This is a genomic window from Novosphingobium sp. CECT 9465 (assembly GCF_920987055.1).
Taxonomy (GTDB): Bacteria; Pseudomonadota; Alphaproteobacteria; order Sphingomonadales; family Sphingomonadaceae; genus Novosphingobium.
The window spans coordinates 792,501-814,632 of the sequence record NZ_CAKLBX010000001.1 but is presented as its reverse complement, the minus strand read 5'-3'; the positions used below and the strand labels follow the sequence as shown (position 1 = coordinate 814,632).

Annotated in this window: 20 protein-coding genes and 1 tRNA gene (1 of these 21 running past the window's edge); 5 read left to right on the top strand and 16 right to left on the bottom strand. The window is 61.5% G+C overall.

The features are described 5' to 3' along the window. Positions 1-228: 228 nt before the first annotated feature. The 3 genes from LUA85_RS03960 to glmU all read right to left on the bottom strand — a co-directional run bounded on the left by LUA85_RS03960 (position 229) and on the right by glmU (position 2,574). Positions 229-519 carry a DNA-binding transcriptional regulator gene (locus LUA85_RS03960; RefSeq protein ID WP_231467088.1) on the bottom strand — a complete coding sequence of 97 codons (291 nt, stop codon included), beginning with the start codon at positions 517-519 and terminating at the stop codon, positions 229-231. 70 nt (positions 520-589) lie between these two features. Next, positions 590-1,075, bottom strand: coding sequence for a hypothetical protein (locus tag LUA85_RS03955; protein WP_231467087.1), 486 nt, complete (start codon positions 1,073-1,075; stop codon positions 590-592). Positions 1,076-1,212: 137 nt separating this feature from the next. Beyond that, complete coding sequence (gene glmU / locus LUA85_RS03950; protein WP_231467085.1) at positions 1,213-2,574, bottom strand: bifunctional UDP-N-acetylglucosamine diphosphorylase/glucosamine-1-phosphate N-acetyltransferase GlmU; 1,362 nt, start codon at positions 2,572-2,574, stop codon at positions 1,213-1,215. Positions 2,575-2,635: 61 nt separating this feature from the next. Here glmU and LUA85_RS03945 point away from each other — a divergent pair, with 61 nt between their 5' ends. Then, complete coding sequence (locus LUA85_RS03945) at positions 2,636-3,307, top strand: HAD-IA family hydrolase (protein ID WP_231467084.1); 672 nt, start codon at positions 2,636-2,638, stop codon at positions 3,305-3,307. A gap of 26 nt (positions 3,308-3,333) precedes the next feature. Here the strand turns inward: LUA85_RS03945 and LUA85_RS03940 are convergent, their stop codons facing one another. Next, a complete protein-coding gene (locus LUA85_RS03940; RefSeq protein ID WP_231467082.1) occupies positions 3,334-4,362 on the bottom strand; it encodes a DNA topoisomerase IB in 1,029 nt (342 codons plus the stop codon). A gap of 89 nt (positions 4,363-4,451) precedes the next feature. Between LUA85_RS03940 and yghU the strand changes: the two genes are divergently transcribed. Beyond that, a complete protein-coding gene (yghU, locus tag LUA85_RS03935; RefSeq protein WP_231467080.1) occupies positions 4,452-5,318 on the top strand; it encodes a glutathione-dependent disulfide-bond oxidoreductase in 867 nt (288 codons plus the stop codon). Between the two features lie 89 nt (positions 5,319-5,407). After that, a tRNA-Gln gene (locus LUA85_RS03930) sits at positions 5,408-5,482 on the top strand. Between the two features lie 32 nt (positions 5,483-5,514). On the opposite strand, the gene LUA85_RS03925 is transcribed toward LUA85_RS03930, so the two are convergent. The 9 genes from LUA85_RS03925 to LUA85_RS03885 all read right to left on the bottom strand — a co-directional run bounded on the left by LUA85_RS03925 (position 5,515) and on the right by LUA85_RS03885 (position 15,173). Next, entirely contained in the window at positions 5,515-5,820 is a 306-nt protein-coding gene (locus LUA85_RS03925; RefSeq protein ID WP_231467078.1) for a hypothetical protein, read from the bottom strand. Positions 5,821-5,938: 118 nt separating this feature from the next. After that, positions 5,939-6,784 carry a TorF family putative porin gene (locus LUA85_RS03920; RefSeq protein ID WP_231467076.1) on the bottom strand — a complete coding sequence of 282 codons (846 nt, stop codon included), beginning with the start codon at positions 6,782-6,784 and terminating at the stop codon, positions 5,939-5,941. Positions 6,785-7,030: 246 nt separating this feature from the next. After that, positions 7,031-8,575 (bottom strand): SulP family inorganic anion transporter, encoded by a 1,545-nt coding sequence (locus tag LUA85_RS03915; protein ID WP_231467074.1) that lies wholly within the window; start codon positions 8,573-8,575, stop codon positions 7,031-7,033. Further along, entirely contained in the window at positions 8,572-9,267 is a 696-nt protein-coding gene (locus tag LUA85_RS03910; RefSeq protein WP_231467071.1) for a carbonic anhydrase, read from the bottom strand. Before LUA85_RS03910 ends, LUA85_RS03915 begins: the two co-directional genes overlap by 4 nt. A gap of 122 nt (positions 9,268-9,389) precedes the next feature. After that, positions 9,390-10,700: an ATP-binding protein gene (locus tag LUA85_RS03905; RefSeq protein ID WP_231467069.1), complete on the bottom strand. Its 1,311-nt coding sequence runs from the start codon at positions 10,698-10,700 to the stop codon at positions 9,390-9,392. Continuing rightward, positions 10,697-11,419 carry a response regulator transcription factor gene (locus LUA85_RS03900; protein ID WP_231467067.1) on the bottom strand — a complete coding sequence of 241 codons (723 nt, stop codon included), beginning with the start codon at positions 11,417-11,419 and terminating at the stop codon, positions 10,697-10,699. The genes LUA85_RS03905 and LUA85_RS03900 overlap by 4 nt, the downstream gene beginning before the upstream one ends. Before the next feature lie 183 nt (positions 11,420-11,602). Then, positions 11,603-11,938 carry a DOPA 4,5-dioxygenase family protein gene (locus tag LUA85_RS03895; protein ID WP_231467066.1) on the bottom strand — a complete coding sequence of 112 codons (336 nt, stop codon included), beginning with the start codon at positions 11,936-11,938 and terminating at the stop codon, positions 11,603-11,605. A 93-nt stretch (positions 11,939-12,031) separates the two neighbouring features. Next, positions 12,032-13,744: an MFS transporter gene (locus tag LUA85_RS03890; RefSeq protein WP_231467064.1), complete on the bottom strand. Its 1,713-nt coding sequence runs from the start codon at positions 13,742-13,744 to the stop codon at positions 12,032-12,034. Between the two features lie 19 nt (positions 13,745-13,763). Continuing rightward, positions 13,764-15,173, bottom strand: a complete 1,410-nt coding sequence (locus LUA85_RS03885; protein ID WP_231467062.1) for a DcaP family trimeric outer membrane transporter — start codon at positions 15,171-15,173, stop codon at positions 13,764-13,766. A 173-nt stretch (positions 15,174-15,346) separates the two neighbouring features. On the opposite strand from LUA85_RS03885, the gene acs reads away from it, so the two are divergent. After that, positions 15,347-17,296, top strand: a complete 1,950-nt coding sequence (gene acs / locus LUA85_RS03880; protein ID WP_231467060.1) for an acetate--CoA ligase — start codon at positions 15,347-15,349, stop codon at positions 17,294-17,296. 10 nt (positions 17,297-17,306) lie between these two features. On the opposite strand, the gene LUA85_RS03875 is transcribed toward acs, so the two are convergent. After that, positions 17,307-19,172 (bottom strand): acyltransferase family protein, encoded by a 1,866-nt coding sequence (locus tag LUA85_RS03875; RefSeq protein WP_231467058.1) that lies wholly within the window; start codon positions 19,170-19,172, stop codon positions 17,307-17,309. Between the two features lie 180 nt (positions 19,173-19,352). Further along, positions 19,353-19,802 carry a glycosyltransferase gene (locus LUA85_RS03870; protein ID WP_256448216.1) on the bottom strand — a complete coding sequence of 150 codons (450 nt, stop codon included), beginning with the start codon at positions 19,800-19,802 and terminating at the stop codon, positions 19,353-19,355. Positions 19,803-20,044: 242 nt separating this feature from the next. Between LUA85_RS03870 and LUA85_RS03865 the strand changes: the two genes are divergently transcribed. Continuing rightward, a complete protein-coding gene (locus LUA85_RS03865) occupies positions 20,045-20,668 on the top strand; it encodes a response regulator transcription factor (RefSeq protein ID WP_231467055.1) in 624 nt (207 codons plus the stop codon). Here the strand turns inward: LUA85_RS03865 and LUA85_RS03860 are convergent. Continuing rightward, a protein-coding gene (locus tag LUA85_RS03860; RefSeq protein ID WP_231467053.1) for a PAS-domain containing protein crosses the window boundary here: on the bottom strand, positions 20,642-22,132 show its final stretch. The gene runs 1,863 nt beyond the window's last position; only the last 1,491 of its 3,354 coding nucleotides appear in the window; its start codon lies off the right edge, out of view — the gene reads right to left on this strand; the stop codon is at positions 20,642-20,644. The genes LUA85_RS03865 and LUA85_RS03860 overlap by 27 nt on opposite strands.

Below are 22,132 nucleotides of genomic sequence, written 5' to 3'. Positions count from 1 at the left end.
CCCGCGCGACCTTCGCTCACCCGTCGGTCCGAGCCAAGTCGGTGGCGGCCCCTTTTGCATGCTGCTCATACCACATCGTCACCCTGAACTCGTTTCAGGGCCCATCTCTCCAGTCGCACGGCGGTCCGTAGGGATAAATGGATGCTGAAACAAGTTCAGCAAGACGAAGTTGGGTATTTGCTGCCTCGAAGGGGATAACCGCCAATCAAGTCCGGGGCGACGGGAATTTCAGCGCAGGAGTTCGCTCACCAGCGAGGGCTTCTTCGCGATCATCGCCAGCAGCACTTGCGCGGGGCCGGTCGGGCGGCGGCGACCATGTTCCCAGTTGAGCAGCGTGCCCTTGGCAACGCCGATACTACGCGCAAACGCGCCCTGCGACAGACCGGTGCTGGCCCGGATCGCAGCGACATCAACGGCGGGCACTTCGACCTGATGGACAACGGCGCGGGTCTTATCGCCACGCGCGAAAGCCAGCGCTTCATTCAGGCCATCCATAACGCTGTTGTAAACTTCGCTCATGATTCGGCTCCGTATGTTGCGAGACGAATTTGGGGATTTACTCACGTGTCACCGTAATTTCAGGTTGGCATTATTCGCCCGCTAATCCACCGTCCAATATAGCGGGATCGAGCACTGACAATGTGAGGGCAGCTTGACACCAAAATACATATTTTGAAAAATCCTTTTCGTCCGGCTTTGGCTCAAACAAACTCACACTGACTCTACACAAGAACGAACCGTTGCCATCGGACCTGACCATATTCATGGTCCACCAGCCGTCTGGAAACTTCAGAATTATAGTAGAGGTCTGTGGAGCCATCTGCGGAGGCATAAACGAAGGTTTTCCATGATCCTTCACAAAATCTAGATTTAGATCCACAATGTCGGCCATTACTACATTTCCATTGACCTTTCGGAACAATTCGGACTTAAGCTTATCCGCAGGCAAGTTTGGCAATGAAAATGTGCGAGCTGACGCAAATTTTTGAGCTTCAGATGTACCACCTTTTTCGGCTGCGAAAGCAGGCGTAATTGATGCTATCGCGAATGCGAAGATCAGAAAATTTGCCCGCATAATTTATCCTATTCACAAATTTAGAATCAATAATTTGTGCAATCAATTTTAGAAAATACTTTCTGAGAATCAAACTGAAACCCGTCGAAGACGCTTGCAAACCCTAAACAGCGTAATTGTTGGGTCGCACAAAGCCCTCACCCCTTCTTCTTCTTCATCGCGTCGTGAAACCGGTCAGCCCAGCCCGGCTTGACCAGTTGTTCCGCCCTCACCATCCGCAATTCGCCGTCGCCCACATCGCGTGACACCGCGCTGCCTGCCGCCACAATCGCGTCCGCGCCGATCTTTATCGGAGCGATCAGCGCCGAGTTCGAGCCGATGAAGGCGCGTTCGCCGATTATGGTCTTGTGCTTGAAGTAGCCGTCGTAGTTGCAGGTGATCGTGCCTGCGCCGATGTTGGCGCCGGCGCCGACGTCTGCGTCGCCGAGGTAGCTGAGGTGGTTGGCCTTGGCGCCCTTGTGCAGGACGGCGTTCTTGATCTCGACGAAGTTGCCGACCTTGGCCTTTTCCTCCAGCACTGCGCCGGGCCGCAGGCGGGCGTAGGGGCCGATCTGGACGCCCTCTGCCAGCGTCGCGCCCTCAAGGTGGCTGAACGCGTGGATCACGACGTTGTCCGCCACGGTCACGCCGGGGCCGAAGACGACGTTGGGTTCGATGGTGACGTCACGCCCGATCTGCGTGTCCCAGGCGAACCACACGGTTTCGGGGGCGATCAGGCTGGCGCCGTCTGCCATGGCCTGCGCCCGGCGGCGTTGTTGCCACCGGCCTTCGGCTTCGGCCAGTTCGGCGCGGGAATTGATCCCGGCCACTTCGTCGGCATCGTCCGTCACCACGACCGCACAGGTGCGGCCATCGGCGATGGCGATGTTGACCACGTCGGGCAAGTAGTATTCGCCTTGGGCGTTATCGTTGCCGACGCGGGCGAGCAGGCCGAACAGGTCTTCGCTGCGCACGGCCATCAGGCCTGAATTGCAGACGTTGCAGGCGCGTTCTTCGGTGGTGGCGTCCTTGTGTTCGACCATCTTCACGATACGGTCGCCTTCTGCGATCACCCGGCCATATTGCAGAGGGTTTTCGGGCGCGAAGGCGAGGACGACGGCGGCGGGGCTGTCAGCTTCGTGGAGGCGATCCAGCATGGACTGCATGGTAGCGGTGCGGACGAAAGGCACGTCGCCATAGAGGATCAGCACATCGCCATCGAAGCCTGCGAGTGCGGCTTCGGCCTGCTGGACGGCGTGGGCGGTGCCGTGCTGCGGATCCTGCACGGCGATGGTGGCGCGGGTGCCGAGCGCCTTTTCGAGCTGTTCGCGGCCGTGGCCTGCGACGACGACCTGCCGGGCTGGCGCGAGGGCTTCGGCGCTGTCCATCAGGTGCATCAGCATGGGGCGCCCGGCAATGGGGTGAAGGACCTTGTGCAGGTCGCTCTTCATGCGGGTGCCTTTTCCGGCGGCGAGGACGATCGTGGCTACGGGGGTGGCTGCTGGTGTCGTGTCGGTCATACCCGTATCCTTGCCAGACAAATCTTGCGCTTTCCAGAACGGGAGGCCAGTTGACGCGACCATGGCACAATTTCCTTTTGATGTGGTCGGCTTCGACCTTGATGGCACCTTGCTGGATACCAGCCGCGACCTTGGCGTGGCGCTGAACCATGCGATGGCATTGGCGGGGCGCGCGCCTGTGCCGCTGGACGATGTGGCGCGCCACATTGGCGGCGGCGCGGCGCAGATGCTGCGGTCTGCACTGATGGAGTCGGGCGGGGTGGACGAGGCGGCTTTTGACGGGTTGCAAGCCGAACTGGTGCGGTTCTACGGCGAGAACATTGCCGCGCACACCGCGCTGTTTCCGGGCGGTTACGACATGCTCGATGCGCTGGAGGCGCGCGGGGTGAAACTGGCCGTGGCGACGAACAAGAAGGAGCATCTGGCGGTGCAACTGTTCGAGGAACTGGGCCTGGCGCACCGCTTTGCCACGATCATCGGTGGCGATACGCTGGGCGCTGGCACCGCCAAGCCCCGCCCCGATATGCTCCACGCGATGGTCGAACGCTGCGGCGGCGGGCGCGCGGCGTTTGTGGGGGATACGACGTTCGACGTGGGCGCAGCGCGGGCGGCCGGGTTGCCGGTGGTGGCGGTGGGGTTCGGGTTCTGTGATCTGCCGCCGGATCAACTGGGCGCGGACGTGGTGGTGGATCACTTCGCTGATCTGGTGGGGGCGCTGGAGCAGTTGGGGTAAATTCCTATCTCGTTCGTGCGCGAAGCTCAGGCCACTGCCAGCAGTTCCGCCGCCGCCGGGCCGCCCTCCAGCAGGTCAATCAGCCCCCTTTCCTCGCGCGATAGCCAGCGGGTTGCGCGCGGCAAGCGAAGAGACGCGCGCCATGCCTCCTGATCGTCCACCAGCGCGAGCACGGCGGGATGGACGTAGCTTTTGCGGGCGATGGCGGGGGTATTGCCGAGGTGCTCGGACACTTGCTCAAGCAGCGCCTTGAGGGTGAGCTTTTGGCGCGCTTCGGCGAGCAGGCCTAAGGCGAGCGCGCTGGCGCGCCAGGTGCGGAAATGCTTGGCGGTGAAGTCGTCGCCCATCGTCTCGCGCAGCCATGCGTTCACTTCGCCCGATCCGACCGGGCAGGCCTCGCCGCTGTCGTCCACATACTGGAACAGGTGCTGACCGGGCAGGTCCTGCATCTTCCTGACGAAGCGGGCAAGGCTGCGGTCGGTGATACGCATTTCGCGCTCCTTGCCCGATTTGGCGCGGAAGCGCAGGCGCAGGACCTGACCCTTCACCTCGGCATGGCGCATCCGCAACGTAGTCGCGCCGAAGCTCTTGTTGGCGCGGACATAGGCCTCGTTACCGATGCGGATGCCGCCGCCATCGAGCAGGCGGACGACGCCTGCGATGCAGCGCTCGCGGGTGAGGCGCGGGGCGGAAAGATCATCCTCCACGCGCTTCCGCACGAGCGGCAGGAGGCGGCCGAAGGCGGCGCAGCGGTCGAACTTCTCGCCTTCGCGCGCCGTGCGGAAATCAGGGTGATAGCGGTACTGTTTCCGGCCCTTGGCGTCGATGCCAGTGGCGAGGATATGGCCGTTGGATGCGGGGCAATACCAGGTTTCGCAGTAGGCGGGCGGCAGGGCGATGGCGTTCAGGCGATCGATCTCGGCACGATCCCTGATCCGGGCGCCGGCGGGATCGAAATAGGCCCAGCCTTTGCCGCAACGGCGGCGGGTGACGCCGGGCAGACTGTCATCGACGAAGACCAGTCCGGGCTTGTGCGAAGCGGCTTTGCTTTCCATGTTGGAGCGAACGGGCGATGGCTCTTGCGGTTCCGCTCGCATCGTTTCAATATAGTTTGTAACACTAACTAAATTCGAAGGAGCAGGCCATGTCCGAAGAGTACGTTCCCCCCAAGGTGTGGACCTGGGACAAGGCTAATGGCGGCGCCTTTGCCAGCGTGAACCGGCCGATTGCCGGGCCGACGAGCGAGAGAGATCTGCCGGTCGGCAAGCATCCGTTCCAGATCTATTCGCTGGGCACGCCCAATGGCCAGAAGGCGACGATCATGCTGGAAGAACTGCTCCAGATGGGCTTTTCCGAGGCTGAGTACGACGCCTGGCTGATCAAAATCTTTGAAGGCGATCAGTTTTCGAGCGGCTTTGTGGATATCAATCCCAATTCCAAAATCCCGGCGATGGTCGACCGCTCCGGGCCTGAACCGTTCCGCGTGTTCGAATCGGGCGCGATCCTGATGCATCTGGCGGAAAAGTTCGGCGTACTGCTGCCGACATCGGGCGCCGCGCGGGCCGAGTGTCTTTCGTGGCTGTTCTGGCAGGTGGGCAGCGCGCCGTTCATCGGCGGCGGCTTCGGACACTTCTACAACTACGCGCCGATCAAGATCGAATACGCGATCGACCGCTATGCCATGGAAACCAAGCGCCTGTTCGACGTGGCCAACCGCCAGCTGGCCAAAACGCGCTATCTTGCGGGCGACGACTATACGATTGCCGATCTGGCCACTTACACCTGGTTCGGCAACATCTATCGCGGCGAAGCCTATGGCGAGGCGGCGACGTTCCTTTCAATGCATGAATACGAGTACGTCGGGCGCTGGGTGGGCGAGATCGACGCGCGCCCCGGCGTGTTGCGCGGGCGGTTGGTGAACTCGCAGAAGGGCATTGCCGAACGCCACGACGCCAGCGATTTCGACGTTCTTCCGCCTGAAAGCCTGCAAGGCATCGTCAAGGGCTTCTGACCGGGAAAGGGGGCCGGGCAAAATGCCGCAATGTATCGCTTTGCCCCCCTTTTCATCCGCGCAACCTGCGCTATAAGCGCGCCTCCTGATGGGGCGTCGCCAAGTGGTAAGGCAGCGGCTTTTGATGCCGCCATTCGCAGGTTCGAATCCTGCCGCCCCAGCCAGCAGGAAATTTCGGAACGGATCGGCATAGCCTTCAACCGCGCGGTTTGCGGCGGCGGTGGATGATTGCGGCGGCGGTAGTGGTGGCGGCGATTGGCCCGATCCAGTCGGCCCATTGGTCTGCCTTTGGCCAGACCCGCAGATCGAACGCACCCCACCACGGCAGGTTGGCGCGAAGGCCCTTGCCGAATTGTTCGATCCAGCGATATTCGGCCTGCGCCAGCTCTCTCCCGATGAAATAGCCACAGGCCAGCGCGGCCCCTGCCCACCAGTTGCGCGTTGCAAAACCGATCACGGCCTGAATCGCCAGCGCCGCCAATGCATGTTCGATCAGTTGCATCCGGTTGCACCCTTGCTTCGCCCTGGCGAAACAAGCCTATCGCAGATCGGGACCAAACAAAAAACCCTCCCTCCCCGAAGGGAGAGAGGGCTTCTGTCAGACGTTTTGCAGCGTCAGATCAGAACGCAACCGTTGCCGAAACAACAACGCGCGAGCTGGCGATGGAGGAACCATCCTTGGTCGACGCGAAGTTCGGCGTCAGGTAAGCGCGTTCCGTATCGCTGATGTTTGTATCGACATAAGCGACGCCAAGGACCACTGGTCCGAGAGCGTAATCGGCACCTACCAGCCAGTCGACATATTCGCCGGTTGGCGAAACGGCCGTACCTTGAGGTCCGAGGCCGTCATTACCGCTCTTGCTGTAGCCGAGATGCGCCTTTACCGTCAGCGGCGTTTCAGGAATGGCTGCAGAAACATCGGTCCACAGGTAGAGGTTGTCAGCCTTGGCACCGGGGTTGTCGTAAACGCCCGTGGAAGCCGAGGCACCATTGTTATACCACTTTCCGAGCGCTTCCTGCTTGGGAGCATAGGCTACACCAACCAGAACGCTGGCAGGGCCGACGGCGCTGGAAACCTTGACGTAGGGTTCTGCAAAGTCTGTGTTGTCGAGACCGCCCGGATACATGTACCAGGTCAGGCCGACGTCGACGGTCACGTCATTGATAGTGGTCTTGTAACCACCGTAGATGTCGAGTTCCATGTTCGAGCCAAGGAAGGTCCCCCAACCTGCCAGATTCGAACCCCAGGTACCGACATAGAGGCCGCTTTCATGGCTGACGGTAACGCCAGCCTGAACAGCCATTTCCTTGTCGGACATCGACACGCCGCGGAAGCGGTAGTCGGACACAAGGGCAGCACTGCCCGAAACGGTGATCGGGCCGGACTCTTCTTCCTGAGCGAAAGCGGGGGTCGCGGCGGTGGCGATGGCAATTGCAGCCACGGCTGCGGCCAGACGGATCTTCATACGGAACGCTCCCTGTAAGGATTATCACGTTCCAGCTGCGTCCGCTGCGCAGAGCCTCTCAATGGAGCACTGTCGCCGCGGAAGCCGATTCATACACGCCATTTATTGCTAAAGTATGTCTATATTGTAACTAAATGTTTCCAATGCTGCAATGCAAAAATATGCCGGGCGGTTCCGATGAGGGAGGTCGGGAACCGCCCGGCACAAGGCCGGAGGGGGCGCTCCGGCGAAATCAGGCCGGCGAAATCAGGTTGCAGGCGCCAGCGTGCGTATGACCGCATCAGGCCCGGTCACCTTGACCACATCACCCCGCAAGCGCCGACGAACGACCCATTCGTTAAGCATTTCGGCCGTCGTGTGATCGATCATGTGGACACGATCCATGTTCACATGAACGGCTTTGCTTGGCGGGAGCTGTTCCAAGGCGTTGGTCAGCCGGGTGAGACCCAGGAAAGTCGCCGCGCCTTCAAGTTCAAGCCCGACCGCTTCACCGACAGACTTTTCGCCAACGCGGAAACGAAGGTTTCGCACATGCGGGAGAACTTCGACCACCGACAATGCGAGGCCGACGAGAACGCCGGTGAGCAGGTCAGTCGTCACCACGAGGACGAACGTGGCGGTCCAGATGAGGGCAGGGAGGAACCCGTGCACACGGAACAGGTGGCGGACATGCTTGATGCTGACCAGTTTCCAGCCGGTGACCACCAGAACACCGCCAAGCGCGGCCATCGGCACTTCACGCAAAAGCCATGGCAGAAGCGCGACGAAGCCCAATATCCAGACGCCATGCAAAACGGCCGAAAGCCGCGTCATCGCGCCCGCCTGCACATTGGCAGAGGAGCGCACGATCACGCCGGTCATCGGCAGAGCGTTGAACACGCCGCACAGCAAATTGCCGACGCCCTGTGCGCGCAGTTCCTTGTTGTAATCGGTGCGGACGCCGTCGTGCATGCGATCAACCGCAGCAGCCGACAACAGCGTTTCAGCGCTGGCAATGAAGGCAATGGCAACGGCTGAAAGGATCAGCGAAGAATTGCCCAGCACAGAAAAGGCACCGGCTTCCGGCAAGGCAAAGGCAGCGGCAATGGATTCCGGCACTGTGATACGCGCGACATCAAGGCCGAAGCCCGCCGCAACAAGCGTTGCCGCCATCACCCCAAGCAGCGCACCGGGCAAAAGTCCAAGCTTTGCAGGCTTGACCTTTTCCCACAGCAGCATCGTGCCGATGGTGAGAAGGCCGAGCATCAGGGCGAGTTCGGTGGAGCGCAGATCGAACGGTGTCAGGCCCAGGATGCGTGCAGGCATCATCGCAAGATTTTCAGGGCCGCTCGACAACGGCTTTTCATCGAAAAGGATATGGAACTGCCCGATAACGATCAGCGCACCGATACCGGCGAGCATGCCATGAACCACGGCAGGCGAGATCGCACGGAATGCGCCGCCAAGCCGCGCCACTCCCGCCACGACCTGAATCGCGCCAGCAAGCACCAGCACCGGGCCAAGCGCGGACAGGCCATTGTCGCGCACGAATTCGAACACGATTACGGCAAGCCCTGCGGCAGGCCCGCTGACCTGAAGCGGAGAACCTGCGAGCAGGCCGACAACAATTCCGCCGATAATGCCGGTAACGAGTCCTTTTTCCGGCGGCACACCCGATGCGATGGCAATGCCCATGCATAGCGGCATGGCGACCAGGAAAACGACGATCGATGCGGTAAAATCACGCGCGAAAAAGCGGAAGGGACCAGTCCCCTCCGCTTTTTCCTGCTCCGCTGCCAGTGCCGTCGTCATTCAGCCGCCACCGCATAGGAAGGCTCATTAGCCACGCGAACATAAGCCGGCAGCGCCACGGGGAGCGGGCGGTCTTCGCGCATGGGCACGAACTGCCCTGTATCGCCATCAAGACCCAGCACCACGCCTGCCGTAATATCGACGAACCAGCCGTGCAGCGCCATTTCGCCACGTGCAATGGCAGCGGCGACCGATGGATGCGTGCGCAGATGATCGATCTGGGCGATGATGTTCTGAAGGCTCACAGCACGTACACGCTCATCACCATGGAGATGGGGCGCACAGCTGGAAATGACATGCTCTGCGGCGGCGCCATGACGCAGCCAGGCAACCACATTCGGCATACCCTTTGGCTCTTCCGGGGCGGCCAGCGCCTTCATCGCGCCGCAATCCGAATGTCCGCAGACGATGATATCGCGCACACCGAGCGCCACGACGGCATATTCTACGGTCGACGAAACGCCACCGTTCATGGTGGCATAAGAGGGCACCATGTTGCCGGCATTGCGGCAGACGAAGAGTTCGCCCGGCTCTGCCTGCATGATCTGTTCGGGCACGATGCGCGAATCGGCGCATGAAATCATCAGGGCCTTGGGCGACTGGCCCTCGGTCGAAAGCTTGCCGAACAGTTCGCGGCTATCGGGGAATACGGTCTTCTCGAAGCTGAAGACACGGCCGAGGAGTTCGTTCACAGTTGTCACCCTTTTCCGTTGCGGATCGGTTGACCGCGGCGAAAATGCCGCGATTGCGAACATAGATATGCTACCGGCTTTGCCTGTGTCAGACCGCTTTGTAACGAAATATTTCCAGCATTTCAGGTTGTCGCGCAGGGAAGCCGGATGGTCACGCAAAGGCCGCCCTGTTCCCGGTTTCGCAATTGCAGCACACCGCCTTCCAGAGCGATGGCGCGCGAGACGATGGGCAGACCCAGTCCCATTCCGGGCGTATCGCGGCTGCGCGCGGTATCGAGCCGGACGAAGGGCTGGAGCACGTCATCCAGCCGTTCGGGGGGAATGCCCGGCCCGTCGTCCTCGAACACGATCTCGGCCATGGCCCCATCGCGCCGGACGGTCACCCACACGCTGCCGGCATAATGGAGCGCATTCTCGATCAGGTTGGACAAGGCCCGCCGCAGGGATACCGGCCGCGCCATGATTTCAAGGCTGTCCAGCCCATGGTAAGTGGCATCGCGCCCTTCGTCCGCGGCAGTATCGATCAGTGTCTGCGTCATCACCGCCACATCGATTCTTTCGGGCGGCAGGCGCGATCCACCGCTTTCGACGAAGGCTTGCAGAGATTCGAGCATGTGCCGCATCTCGCCAAGGTCCGTGGTCATGTCCTCGACCGTTTCGGGGTCCAGCCCCGCGCGTTCAAGGCGCAACTGCATGCGTGAGAGCGGGGTACGAAGATCGTGGCCGATGGCCAGCATCGACTGGGTGCGATCAGCCATCGACTGGTGAATGCGCTGCTGCATCTGGTTGAACGCGGCGATCAGTTCGCGCACTTCGCCGGTGCCCTGTTCGGGAATCGGCTCAGGCGATTCGGCCCCCACCTTGCGCGAGGCGCGCACTAGGGTCCGCAATGGCGAAAGCGTAGCCCGGAACAAGGCCCAGGCAAGAACGACCAGCACCAGCGTTGGCAGCAGCAAGGTGACGATGCGCCCCGCATTCAAAGTCCAGGCGTCGCTCGCATACGTCTGGAATTGCAGGACGCTGCGATCGGGCAAAAGCACCGATCCCACGATATTGCCCGATGCGCCGATGGATCGGAGGTGCAATTGCAGATCGGCGTGATCGAGTTCGGTCGCAACGTCGAGGATCTGCTCGCGCATCCCGACAAGCGCCACCGGGCCGACGGGACGCGGCCCCCTGGCGCGCCACTCCAGCGAAAACCGCCTGGTGCTGAGATCGCGGGCGACGCGCGCGCGGCTGGCTTGCGGCGTACGCTCGATCACGCGACTGGCGATGACGAGGTGTTCGGCCACGCGCGCGGCATCGTCTTCGCGCAGCGCAAAACGGCTGGCGCGATCGAACAGCAGGGTGTTGGCGGCAAAATCCACCCCGGCCACCAGCAGGAGGATCGCCAGCAGCCGCTCTGGCAGTCCGAACCGGCGGAACAGCGTCAAGCGCGCGCCACTTCTGCCCGGAACATGTACCCCACGCCGCGCACGGTAACGATTGGCGCGGGACCACCCGCCGCCGAAAGCTTGCGCCGCAGGCGGCTGACCAATACGTCGACGCTGCGGTCCGAGCTGTCACCCAGCCGCGTACGTGACAATTCGATCAGGCGTTCGCGGCCGAGCACACGCTGAGGCTGCCCGATGAAAGTAGCCAGCAGATCGAATTCGGCGCCGGTCAGGTCGACCATCGCACCGCTGGGCGAATGAAGTTCGCGCCGGGCCATGGAGACGGTCCACCCATCGAAGCGGATATCGCCGCTGCGCCCGCCGGATTCCCCGGAAGAATCGCTGCCCATCGTCGTGCCACGACGTAGCACTGCGCCGATGCGGGCGACCAGTTCGCGGGTGCTGAACGGCTTCGCCAGGTAATCGTCTGCTCCCAGTTCAAGCCCCAGCACACGATCTTCCTCACTGCCACGGGCGGACACGAAGATGATCGGCACGTCGCTCTGGCGGCGCAGGCGGCGGAAAAGCTCTATGCCGCTGGTGCCCGGCAGCATGATGTCGAGCACGACGAGGTCCGCCGGTTCGTTTTCCAGCGCCACCCACATTTCCGCGCCGGTGGCGGCGGTTCTTACCGCATAGCCGTTTTCACGCAGGGCGCGCGCGGTCAGCGTCCGCAGTGGCCCGTCGTCTTCCACCAGTACGATCGAAGGTGATTGCATAAATTCCCGGCAAGGTTGCGGCATCCGCACATACGATAGGTCGACATGCGCGGGCTGCCAAGGACGAGTTCAGGCACCTTTCCAGCTGGTAAGACGCCCGACGATGCGCGTCCTAGCTGGACGGACCCTTTTTCCGCAGGCGGGCGCAGTCGCGACAAAATGTTGCTGGAGCGCAAAACCGCTTCAAACCGGCCCGAACTGTCTGAGATCGAGCGTTTCGCTTTGCCCCAGCCACATGACGTGCGCGGTGTGATCGGCAAGATCGTTGCCGCTGTTGCCATGGGCAAACACCGTGAAATGCCCGCGATGGGTCATCAGCCATTCCAGCGCTTCGCCGATGCGGGCTGAAGGGATGGTCATCTGGCAGGAGCCGCGCGGATGGGGACCAACCGGGCGGGAATGGACGCGGCCCATGGCAAGGCCAAGGGCATCGCGCATGGCCATGCACAGCGCGCCCGCCTGTTCGGCCTCGTCAGGGTTGAAATAGATGTGGGCGTGGTAATCGGCGAAACGGGTCATCACACGGTCCTGCCCCACGCAGGCCATTGCTTCAAGCGCTCTCGTGCGAACGGGGGGAATACCGGCAGGCGCGGCGTCCACCCCGTTCCAGGTTCAATCGTCGATGTTCTTCCTGAAAGTTTCAGGCAGGAAGAACAGACCGAAGACGCAAGTGGCAGCAGCGACGACTACGGGATACCAGAAGCCATAGTAGATATCCCCGTTGGCCGCGACCATGGCAAAACCGATGGCCGGAAGCAGCCCGCCAAGCCAGCCATTGCCGATGTGATAAGGCAGGCTCATCGAGGTGTAGCGGATGCGGCTGGGGAACAGTTCGACCAGCATGGCCGCAATCGGACCGTAAACCATCGTCACCAGCAGCACGAGGTAGAACAGGATCGCCACGACCATCGGCTGGTTGATCTCGTCGGGATCGGCTTTGGTCGGATAGCCGACCTTTTCCAGTTCGCCGATCACCGCAGGCTTGCCATCGCTGGCCGGCGTACCCGCGACTTGGGCGGTGAAGGCGGCAATCGCGGCCTTCTTGTCATCACCCGAAAGCCTGGCCGGATCGGGCGCGGTGATGGTCATGTCGCCGATTGTGACGGCAGCCACGGTCCCGGCGGGTGCTGCAACATTCTCGTAATTCACCGCTGCCTTGGCGAGCGCGTTCTTGACGATATCGCAACTGGTGGTGTCGAACTTGTTGCCGCCCACCGGATCGAACTGCGACGAGCATTCGCCAGCATTTGCGGTAACCTTGACCGGAGCGGTGGCAAGCGCGCGGGCCAGTGCCGGATTGGCAGCATCGGTCAGCATGTGGAACGCGGGGAACAGCGTGAGCGCGGCCAGCGCACAGCCGGTCAGGATGATCTTCTTGCGGCCGATCTTGTCGGACAGCCAGCCGAAGAACAGGAAGAACGGCGTGGCAAGCGCCAGTGCGATGATGATCAGCATGTTCGCGGTAAGACCATCGACCTTGAGCATCTTTTCAAGGAAGTACATCGCATAGAGCTGGCCGGTGTACCAGACGACCGCCTGGCCCGCGATGGCACCGAAGAACGCGATCAGCACGATCTTCAGGTTCTTCCATTCGCCGAAGGCTTCGGTCAGCGGGCGCTTGGACGACGTGCCTTCATCCTTCATCTTCTGGAAAACGGGCGATTCATGCAGCTTGAGGCGCAGCCACAGCCCGACCATCAGGAACAGGCCCGAAAGCAGGTATGGCACACGCCAGCCCCAGTCCTTGAACGCCTCTTCACCAACGCCCGTCACCGGAGAGCGCACGAGGATCACGATCAACAGCGCCATGGCGAGGCCTGCCGTGGCGGTGATCTGGATCCAGCTGGTGTACAGCCCGCGTTTCCCTTCGGGTGCGTGTTCGGCAACGTAAGTGGCGGCCCCGCCATATTCGCCGCCCAGCGCCAGCCCCTGAAACATGCGCAGCACCACCAGCATGATTGGCGCAGCAACACCGACCGTTTCATACGTGGGCAGGCAACCCACCAGGAACGTAGACAGGCCCATGACCAGCAGCGTGACGATGAACGTATAACGCCGCCCTACCATATCGCCGATGCGCCCGAACACCAGCGCCCCGAAAGGACGGACGATGAAGCCCGCCGCGAATACCAGCAGCGCCATGATGAACGATGTGGTCGGGTTCAGCCCGGTCAGGAATTTGGCCGCGATGATCGCGGTGAGCAGGCCGTAAAGATAGAAGTCGTACCATTCGAACACCGTGCCCAATGACGACGCGGTGATGATCAGCTTTTCGTTGTGGGTTGCCTTGTGATGCCGGGGCAAGCCATCTTCGATTATTGCCATTGTTCCTCTCCCTCGTCCCTCAGAACGTATATTTTGCTGCCAGTTCGACGCGGTCCATCTTGCCCGTCAGCCCTGATGCGACTTCGCGCAGGGCATGACGGTATTCGATCCCGAAATCGAGATTGCGCACCGGCGACCAGAACAGGTTGCCCGCAACGCTCCACGCCTCGACATTGGCAAGTCCCGGCGTGGCGATGGTATCGGGATAATCGGCATGCTGATAGCCCGCCATGAAGGTCGAGCGCACCGACGCAGTCCAGCCGAGCTTGACCGATGCCCATGCCGCGACATTGCTGACCAGATTGAGCCGGTCTGCCACGGCACGATCATAGATCGCATCCGGCGCATAGCCGACCGTGAAGTAGCGCCCGATGCCGCGCCCGCCCGATGCGACAAAGCGGATATCATGGCGCAGGTCATGGCCGAACAGGACCTTGCCGCCAACGGTTGCTCCCCAGCCCAGAGCATTGTCGCCCGCACCGCCGCTGTGCACCGATACCGAACGGACCAGCCCCGCAACGTGAAGTTCCTTCGTCTTGTCCTTGAAGGCGAGCTTGGCGATGAAATCGGGCATCCGGTCCTGATCGTTGTCGACCATCGCCGCCGAAGTTGAGGTGATCGTCTCGGTCTGCGGATTTTCCGCTGCAAGGTAGAGGTCCAGTCCGCTGCCCAGCGGCTGGCGATACTGCACCATCATCTGGCGAACGAAGATCGAACCATCCATCGGGCCAACGAAATCAGTGGATTCGGGCAAGTGCGCGGCGTTCTGAAACGTCGTCCATTCCTGGCCGATCAGCAGGTTGCCATATGCGATGAATCCGCGCCGGAAGGTGGGCGTATAGGCATTGGTTGCGCGCTGCGCCCCCAGCGGCGCTGCTGCCAATGCGAAATCGAATTCGATATGACTTTTCAGTTCCTTGCCGCCCATCGGAGTACTGGTGGCAAAGAACAGGCGTGTTTGCCGGGCATGGCCGATCACATCGGTGCTGGCGCTGCCGCCCACCGGTATCTGTTGCGGGAGGAAGAATTCCTTGCCCAGCGATCCACCCGCAAGTTCACCTGAACTGAAGTGCGTGGCGCTGCCGACGACCTTGACGAACCCGCCCATCCTGAATGTGGTGGAGCCGACCCTGAAGCCATCGGGCTGCGGCTTTGCTTCAAGCGCCGCAAGCTTCACGGCGGTTGCATCGGCCTTCGCCACGGCAGCCTGCGCCACTTGCAGGGCTTGGATATCGACTGCAACGGCCTTCTCGGCCTTCGCCTGTTCAAGATCGCCTTTCAGCGCCGCCATCTCGATTTCCAGCCGCAGCAGGCGCGCTTCCAGTTCTGCCTCGCGTTTTGACGGTGCGGCGGCGCTTGCAACCATCGGCGTCGTAAGCGCAGTGGCTGCCAGCAGGATCGCCTGCGTTCGCCAGCGTGAGTGCAACATGTTCCCTCTCCCGGTGCCGGCATTTCGCGACATCCTGCCGGGACAATCCCTTGACCGGGACGTGGCAACCAGAGAGAGGATGGTCTTATATCTACGACTATTGTCTAAAAGCCCCGGCGGCCCCTGCTGCGGTAACGTGGTGGCAAGAGAAGACTCGAAAAGGAGAGCGTGACATGGGCGAGGCAGTCTATCCGGTTCCGGCGGAATGGGCGCGCGATGCGCTGGTGGATGAACCGCGCTACCATGAAATGTATCGTCAATCGGTAGAGAACCCCGAAAGCTTCTGGGCGGAACACGGCCAGCGGCTCGACTGGATCAAGCCCTTCACCAAGGTAAAGAACACCTCGTTCAATGAAGCTGATTTCGGCATTCGCTGGTTCGAGGATGGTACGCTCAACCTTTCCGCCAACTGCCTTGATCGCCATCTGGCCACGCGCGGCGATGACGTGGCGATCCTGTGGGAGCCTGATGGCCTGGAAGAGCCGCACCGCGAAATCACATATCGCCAGCTCCACGAAGACGTCTGCCGCTTCGCCAACCTGCTCAAGGCCAAGGGCGTCAGGAAGGGCGAGCGGGTGACGATCTACCTGCCGATGGTGCCCGAAGCGGCGGTTGCCATGCTGGCCTGCGCGCGGATCGGCGCGATCCATTCGATCGTGTTTGCAGGCTTCAGCCCCGATGCTCTGGCCGGGCGCATCACCGACTGCGACAGCCGCATCGTGCTGACATCCGACGAAGGCCTGCGCGGCGGCCGCAAGGTGCCGCTCAAGGCCAACGTCGATGAAGCGCTGAAGCAGTGCCCCGGCGTCGATACCGTCATCATGCTGCGCCGCACCGGCGCGGACGTGGGCTTCGTGGAAGGCCGCGATGTGGACTGGGCGAGCGCGGTGGCGCAGCAATCTGCCGATTGCGCGCCTGAGGAAATGAACGCAGAAGACCCGCTGTTCATCCTCTACACCTCAGGCTCCACCGGCAAGCCCAAGGGTGTGCTGCACACCACCGGCGGTTATGCGGTCTGGGCATCGATGACGCACCAGTACGTGTTCGATTACCGACCCGGCCAGATCTACTGGTGCGCGGCAGACATCGGCTGGGTTACCGGCCACAGCTATGTCGTCTACGGTCCGCTGATGAACGGCGCGACCACGGTGATGTTCGAAGGTGTGCCCAACTTCCCCGACGCGAGCCGGTTCTGGCAGGTCGTGGACAAGTTCAAGGTCGAAATCTTCTATGGCGCCCCCACCGCCCTGCGCGCGCTGATGCGCGAAGGCGATGACTGGGTGAAGCGCACCAGTCGCGCCTCGCTGCGCCTGCTGGGGTCGGTGGGCGAACCGATCAATCCCGAAGCGTGGGAATGGTATCACAAGGTGGTGGGCGATGGTCGCTGCCCGATCGTGGACACATGGTGGCAGACCGAAACCGGGGCCGCGATGATCACTCCCCTGCCCGGCGCCACTCCGCTGAAGCCTGGATCGGCCAGCCGCCCGTTCTTTGGCGTGAAGCCCGCACTGGTCGATAATGACGGTGTGTTTCTGGACGGTGCCACCGATGGTTGCCTGGTCATCACCGACAGCTGGCCCGGCCAGATGCGCAGCGTCTGGGGCGATCACGAACGCTTTTTCCAGACCTATTTCAGCACATTCAAGGGCCAGTATTTCACTGGTGACGGCTGCCGCCGCGATGCCGATGGCTATTACTGGATCACCGGGCGCATTGACGACGTGATCAACGTATCCGGCCATCGGATGGGCACCGCCGAAATCGAAAGCGCGCTGGTGGCCCACCCGAAGGTGGCCGAAGCGGCGGTCGTCGGCATGCCGCACGACATCAAGGGCCAGGGCATCTACGCCTTCGTCACCTGCAATGCCGAAATCGAACCCGATGACGCCTTGCGCAAGGAACTGATCGCATGGGTCCGCCACGAAATCGGCCCCATAGCCACGCCCGACGTGATCCAGTTCGCCCCCGGCCTGCCCAAGACCCGCTCCGGCAAGATCATGCGCCGCATCCTGCGCAAGATCGGCGAGAACGACGTCTCCAATCTGGGCGACACATCGACGCTGGCCGATCCGGGGGTGGTGGACAACCTGCTGGCCAACCGCCCGCAACTCGCGCGGGCGTGATCGGCGGATGTCACCTTGCGCGGTCCGCCGCTCCTGAAGCCTTCCCCGCAGCCAGCACGCGATCTGCCGGGAAGGCTGCAGAAACGATATAGGAACCTTCATCGTTCAGGTGATGCGAATCGAACTGGATCGGCAGTCCGGGTTTGATTTCGACGATGCATTTATCGTTCGGGCACATCGCTGAGTAACTGGACATGTAGCCAACGCCTTCGCTTTCGGCAAAGGTCCTGAAGGCAGCATCCGCTTCGGCGACACCGGGAATCCGCGTCCGGTCTGTAATGGTCAGATCACCACGCATTTTCGAAACCGCGATGGCTTGCGGAAGGGCCACTTCATAGCGCGCTACCGGCCCTCCGATGATCACGTCGATCCCGCGCTGCTGCATCCAGTCAACCGTTGGCTTGAGCGATGGTGATATCCCCTCACCCCAGAAAAGCGCCAGCAATACATGCCGCGGCGGATTTTCCGACAGCAAGTGGCCAAACACCTCTTTGCGGAATGCGCTGCACGTTGGCGTTTCGTTCGGGGCTGGCTCAATGGTGACCCTGCAACCGGCAGCTGCGGCCTGCATGAAGTTGATGCCGGGATATCGGCGGGCCAGCCCTTTGCGCAAATGGTTCGCGTGGCTGTCGCCCAGGATAAGGACATCGGGCCGCGTACCATCCCGCTGCAAGCACGACGGCGATACGGCAGTGCCCGGCGAGGCGAAAAGACCGATGATGCAACCGTCCCTCTTTCCTTCCGGCCGATCCAGCCAGCCAGCCACCTGCGCGATATCTGGCCGAAATCGCTGCGCAACGCCGTTGGCCAGAACCAGCCCCGCGCCAGCCAGCGAAAGCAGCAGGGCGCTGATCCCGGAGAACCACCAGACCGCCCTGTTGGATACTCGCGCCGAACGGAATGGCCGCTCGACAAGCCACCAGGACAGCACCGCGAGGATCACCATGATCGCAAGGGCCATGATCCGGTCCGGCATTCTCAGCCAGCCCGAAGCCATCCACTGCTTCATCAACACGATCACAGGCCAATGCCACAGGTAGAGGGAATAGGAGATCAGACCCGCCCACACAGCAGGCTTCAAGCCAAGTGCGCGACTGACGACGCTCGACCCGTGCGCTCCGATGGACAGCAGGACGGCTGTGGCGACCACTGGCGGCGCAGCGCCCAATCCGGGAAACGACGTGGATCGATCATAAGTGAAGATGCACAGCGCAATCACCGCGATTGCCATCACGGCAAGTATCTCGCGGAGGATCCTGCGTTCACGCAAGATCCTGAAGCCCAATTCTGCCGAAAATGTACCCAGCAGCAATTCCCAGGCGCGCGTCGGAATCAGATAGAAGTTGGCGGTTGGAGAGCTTCGGGCAATGACGATGCTGGCCGCAAACGATGCGAATGCGAGGAACGCCAGCCATGCAAGGTCAAGCCGCCGCGCCTTGAATGTTGCCAGAAGCGCGATAGGCAGCAGGATGTAGAACTGCTCCTCGACGCCGAGCGACCATGTGTGAAGCAATGGCTGTTCGTGCGCCGCCGCTGCGAAATAATCGGTTTCGAACCAGAAATAGATGTTTGCGACCGAGAGCACCGCTGCGATCAGCGACGCACCGTAACCGGCATAGGGGCTGGGAAGCAGGATGAACCATCCCGCGACGGTCGTGGCCGCAAGCATGGCAACCAGCGCTGGCGCAATTCGGCGCAGACGCCTCTGGTAGAAATCCCCAAGAGAAAATCGCCCCTCCCGCAATTGCTGCAGAATGGATTTTCCGATCAAATATCCCGATATCACGAAAAAGATATCGACCCCGACGAAGCCCCCGCCAACCATCCTGAAATCGAGATGGAAAAGTACGACTGCAATGACGGCAATCGCCCGCATGCCATCAATATCGGATCGATAACCGGCTTGGGCGCGTTGGTCCTGGCCTGACCTGGCAAATGCAAATCCACTGTACAGATGCCGGATCATCACAAAATCACGCCCCCGTCGATTTCGAATCACCTAATACAAGATAAACAAGCCTGTGACGCCAATATATCAATCACAACCAGCCCGTACTCAGGAAACCGCTTGGGTATAGATTGCCTTCAAAGCGCGCGCGTGGGCATCCGGGTCATGGGATGCCTGAATGTGGGAAATGGCATTTTCGGCTTTCCGGGCGATCACCATGCGGTCGGCGAATATCTGGTGAAGGGCGCGAGCAATCCCGGCGCGAATTTCCGCACTGATCTGTCGGCGCCCTTCAGGCGTCTGGTGTCGCCCCTCACCCAGCGCATTTCGGGGCACTTTGATCACCCAGCCCTTTTCTTCGGAATTGATTTCGGGAAGCGCACGGACGTTGGTGGTGATAACAGGACATCCCGCAGCCTGCATCTCAAGCACCGCATAGCCATAAGTATCCGCATATGTTGGAAGCATACCAACATGGGCGGACCGCATGGTTTCGAGTACCTGCGTGTTGGACATGTGGCTATGGTACGAAATCCATTCAGAGTTGGCGTCAATCATTTCTCGTCATCAGGATAGGGTGCGATTGCTGGAACACGCAAGCAAAGACGTATCCGAATATATTTTGAGGGTTTCACGGGAATTTCGACCGCCCCACCGTCCCGCAAAATTTCGTGTTCATCCAAAGCCTGCCGCTCGAACGCGGTAAATGCACATCCCCCTTGCCGTTCCGCGCATTGTAGATACCTTGCATGCCAACAGGCTGGCGGCGGCGGCGCATTTGACAAGCCTGGTGGAGGGGCGTGAGCGAAACCATTCTGATTGCGGACGATCATCCGCTGTTCCGGCAGGCGCTGGCACTGGCGGTGGCCAATGCCGCCCCGCTTGCCCGCGTGATCGAGGCCGGCACCCTGAATGCCGCGGCGCGGGCAGCCGCAGAGGCCGACGATCTGCGCCTGATCACGCTCGACCTGAAAATGCCGGGCGCCATCGGCTATTCGGGGATTGCGCTGCTTCATGCCGAAAAGCCGGATGTGCCCATCCTGGTCGTTTCCAGTGCCGAAGGCGCGTTGGCCGCAGACGAAGCGCGCGCGTTTGGCGCGGTCGGGTTCCTGCGCAAGGATGCCGATCTTTCCCAGATCGAAGACGCAATGCGCGCGGCGCTGAACGGCACATCCGCTCACGGCACTTCCGCCGATCCGGTCGATCAGGTCCGTCGCGAAGTTGCAGGGTTGACGCCGACGCAATTGAAAGTGCTGCTCTGCGTACTCGATGGAAAGCTGAACAAGCAGATTGCCTTCGATCTGGGCATGAGCGAGGCCACGGTCAAGGCGCACATGACCGCAATCATGCGCAAACTTGATGTACAGAACCGTACACAGGCAGCGCTCGTCGCGCGTTCACTGGGGCTTGATCTCACCAATTGAGATGCGCGCCAGAAATGCCTCGATCGCCGCGGGATCGGCCGGTTTGACGAAAAGGGCAATATCGTGCGGGCTGATCGTGTGGCGCAAAGCCGGGCCGCTTTCAGCGGTCACCAGTGCCACCGCAATCGCAGGGTTCAGTTTCCGGGCCATCTTGATCAACGCCAGCCCGTCTTCGCCGTTGTCGAGATGATAGTCCGCCAGCAGGACATCACATTCGCCCACCAGAGCCAAGGCGTCTGGAATATCGCCCGCGCCTACCGCGTCGTGCCCCAACCCCGCCAGCATCGCCATGGTCGCGTCGACAATGTCCGCCTCGTTATCGACCACCAGCACGCGCAGTGAACGCGCCATTACCATCCCTCCCGACGATGGTCCTGCGCGTGAATTGCCGACCGTGCCAGAAGCCGTTTCCACCGCTGGGAGCCACACGCTGAAGCGGCTGCCGCGTCCTTCGTGCGAGGCCATCTCGACCCGCACGCCGAGCAGCTTCGCGATCCGCTCAACGATCGCCAGCCCCAGACCAAGGCCTTCCACCTCGACAGTTCCAAGCCGGGTGAATTCGCCAAAGATTTCGCGTTGGCGATCAGCCGGAATACCCACCCCGCTATCGATCACATCGATCCGCAGATAGGCCCCGCGCCGCCGCACACCTACCACTACGCCGCCTGCAACAGTATAGCGCACAGCGTTGGCCATCAGGTTCTGCAATACCGAACGCAACAGGCCGGGATCGGTCAATGTCGCCCCCGCCAGCGATCCGGCGCGCAGCGACAGCCCCTTTTCATCGGCAAGTGGCCGCATGCTCTCCAGCAGGTCTGTCAATAGCGGTTCAAGCACGACGATTTCAGGGCTGGGCTGAACCCCGCCGGCATCCAGCTTCGAAATATCGAGCAAGGCGCGCAACAGCGCCTCCGCCGCCACAATCGAACGATCCACCCGCTCTGCCAGCACTTTGGCATTACCTTCCAGATTACGATCCAGCGCTGAAGTGAACAGTCTTGCGGCATGCAAGGGTTGCAGCAGATCATGGCTTGCCGCTGCAAGAAAGCGCGTCTTTTCGCGGGTAGCATCGGCAAGTCGGACATTTGCCTGCCGCAGTTCGTATGTCCGCTCGGCCACGCGCTGCTCAAGCTCGTCCAGTGTCCGCTCCAGTTCGTCGCGCACGGCGGCATCATCGGAAATGTCCGTGAACGATGTCAGGTATCCACCACCGGGCATCGGCCCGCCGACAGACTTTATCACCCTGCCATCGGGACGAACGCGTTCGGATGAATAACTGCGGCGCGCCTTCAGGTGCCGGATGCGTTTGTCGACCTCGTCATCCACCGATCCGGCAAACTGGCCGCGTTCGACATTGTACCGGATAAGATCGGCGACGGGCACACCGACGCGTACGAGACCCGCCGGATAGCCGAACAGATCGACATAGCGAGTGTTCCAGGCAACGACATTGAGCTGCGCATC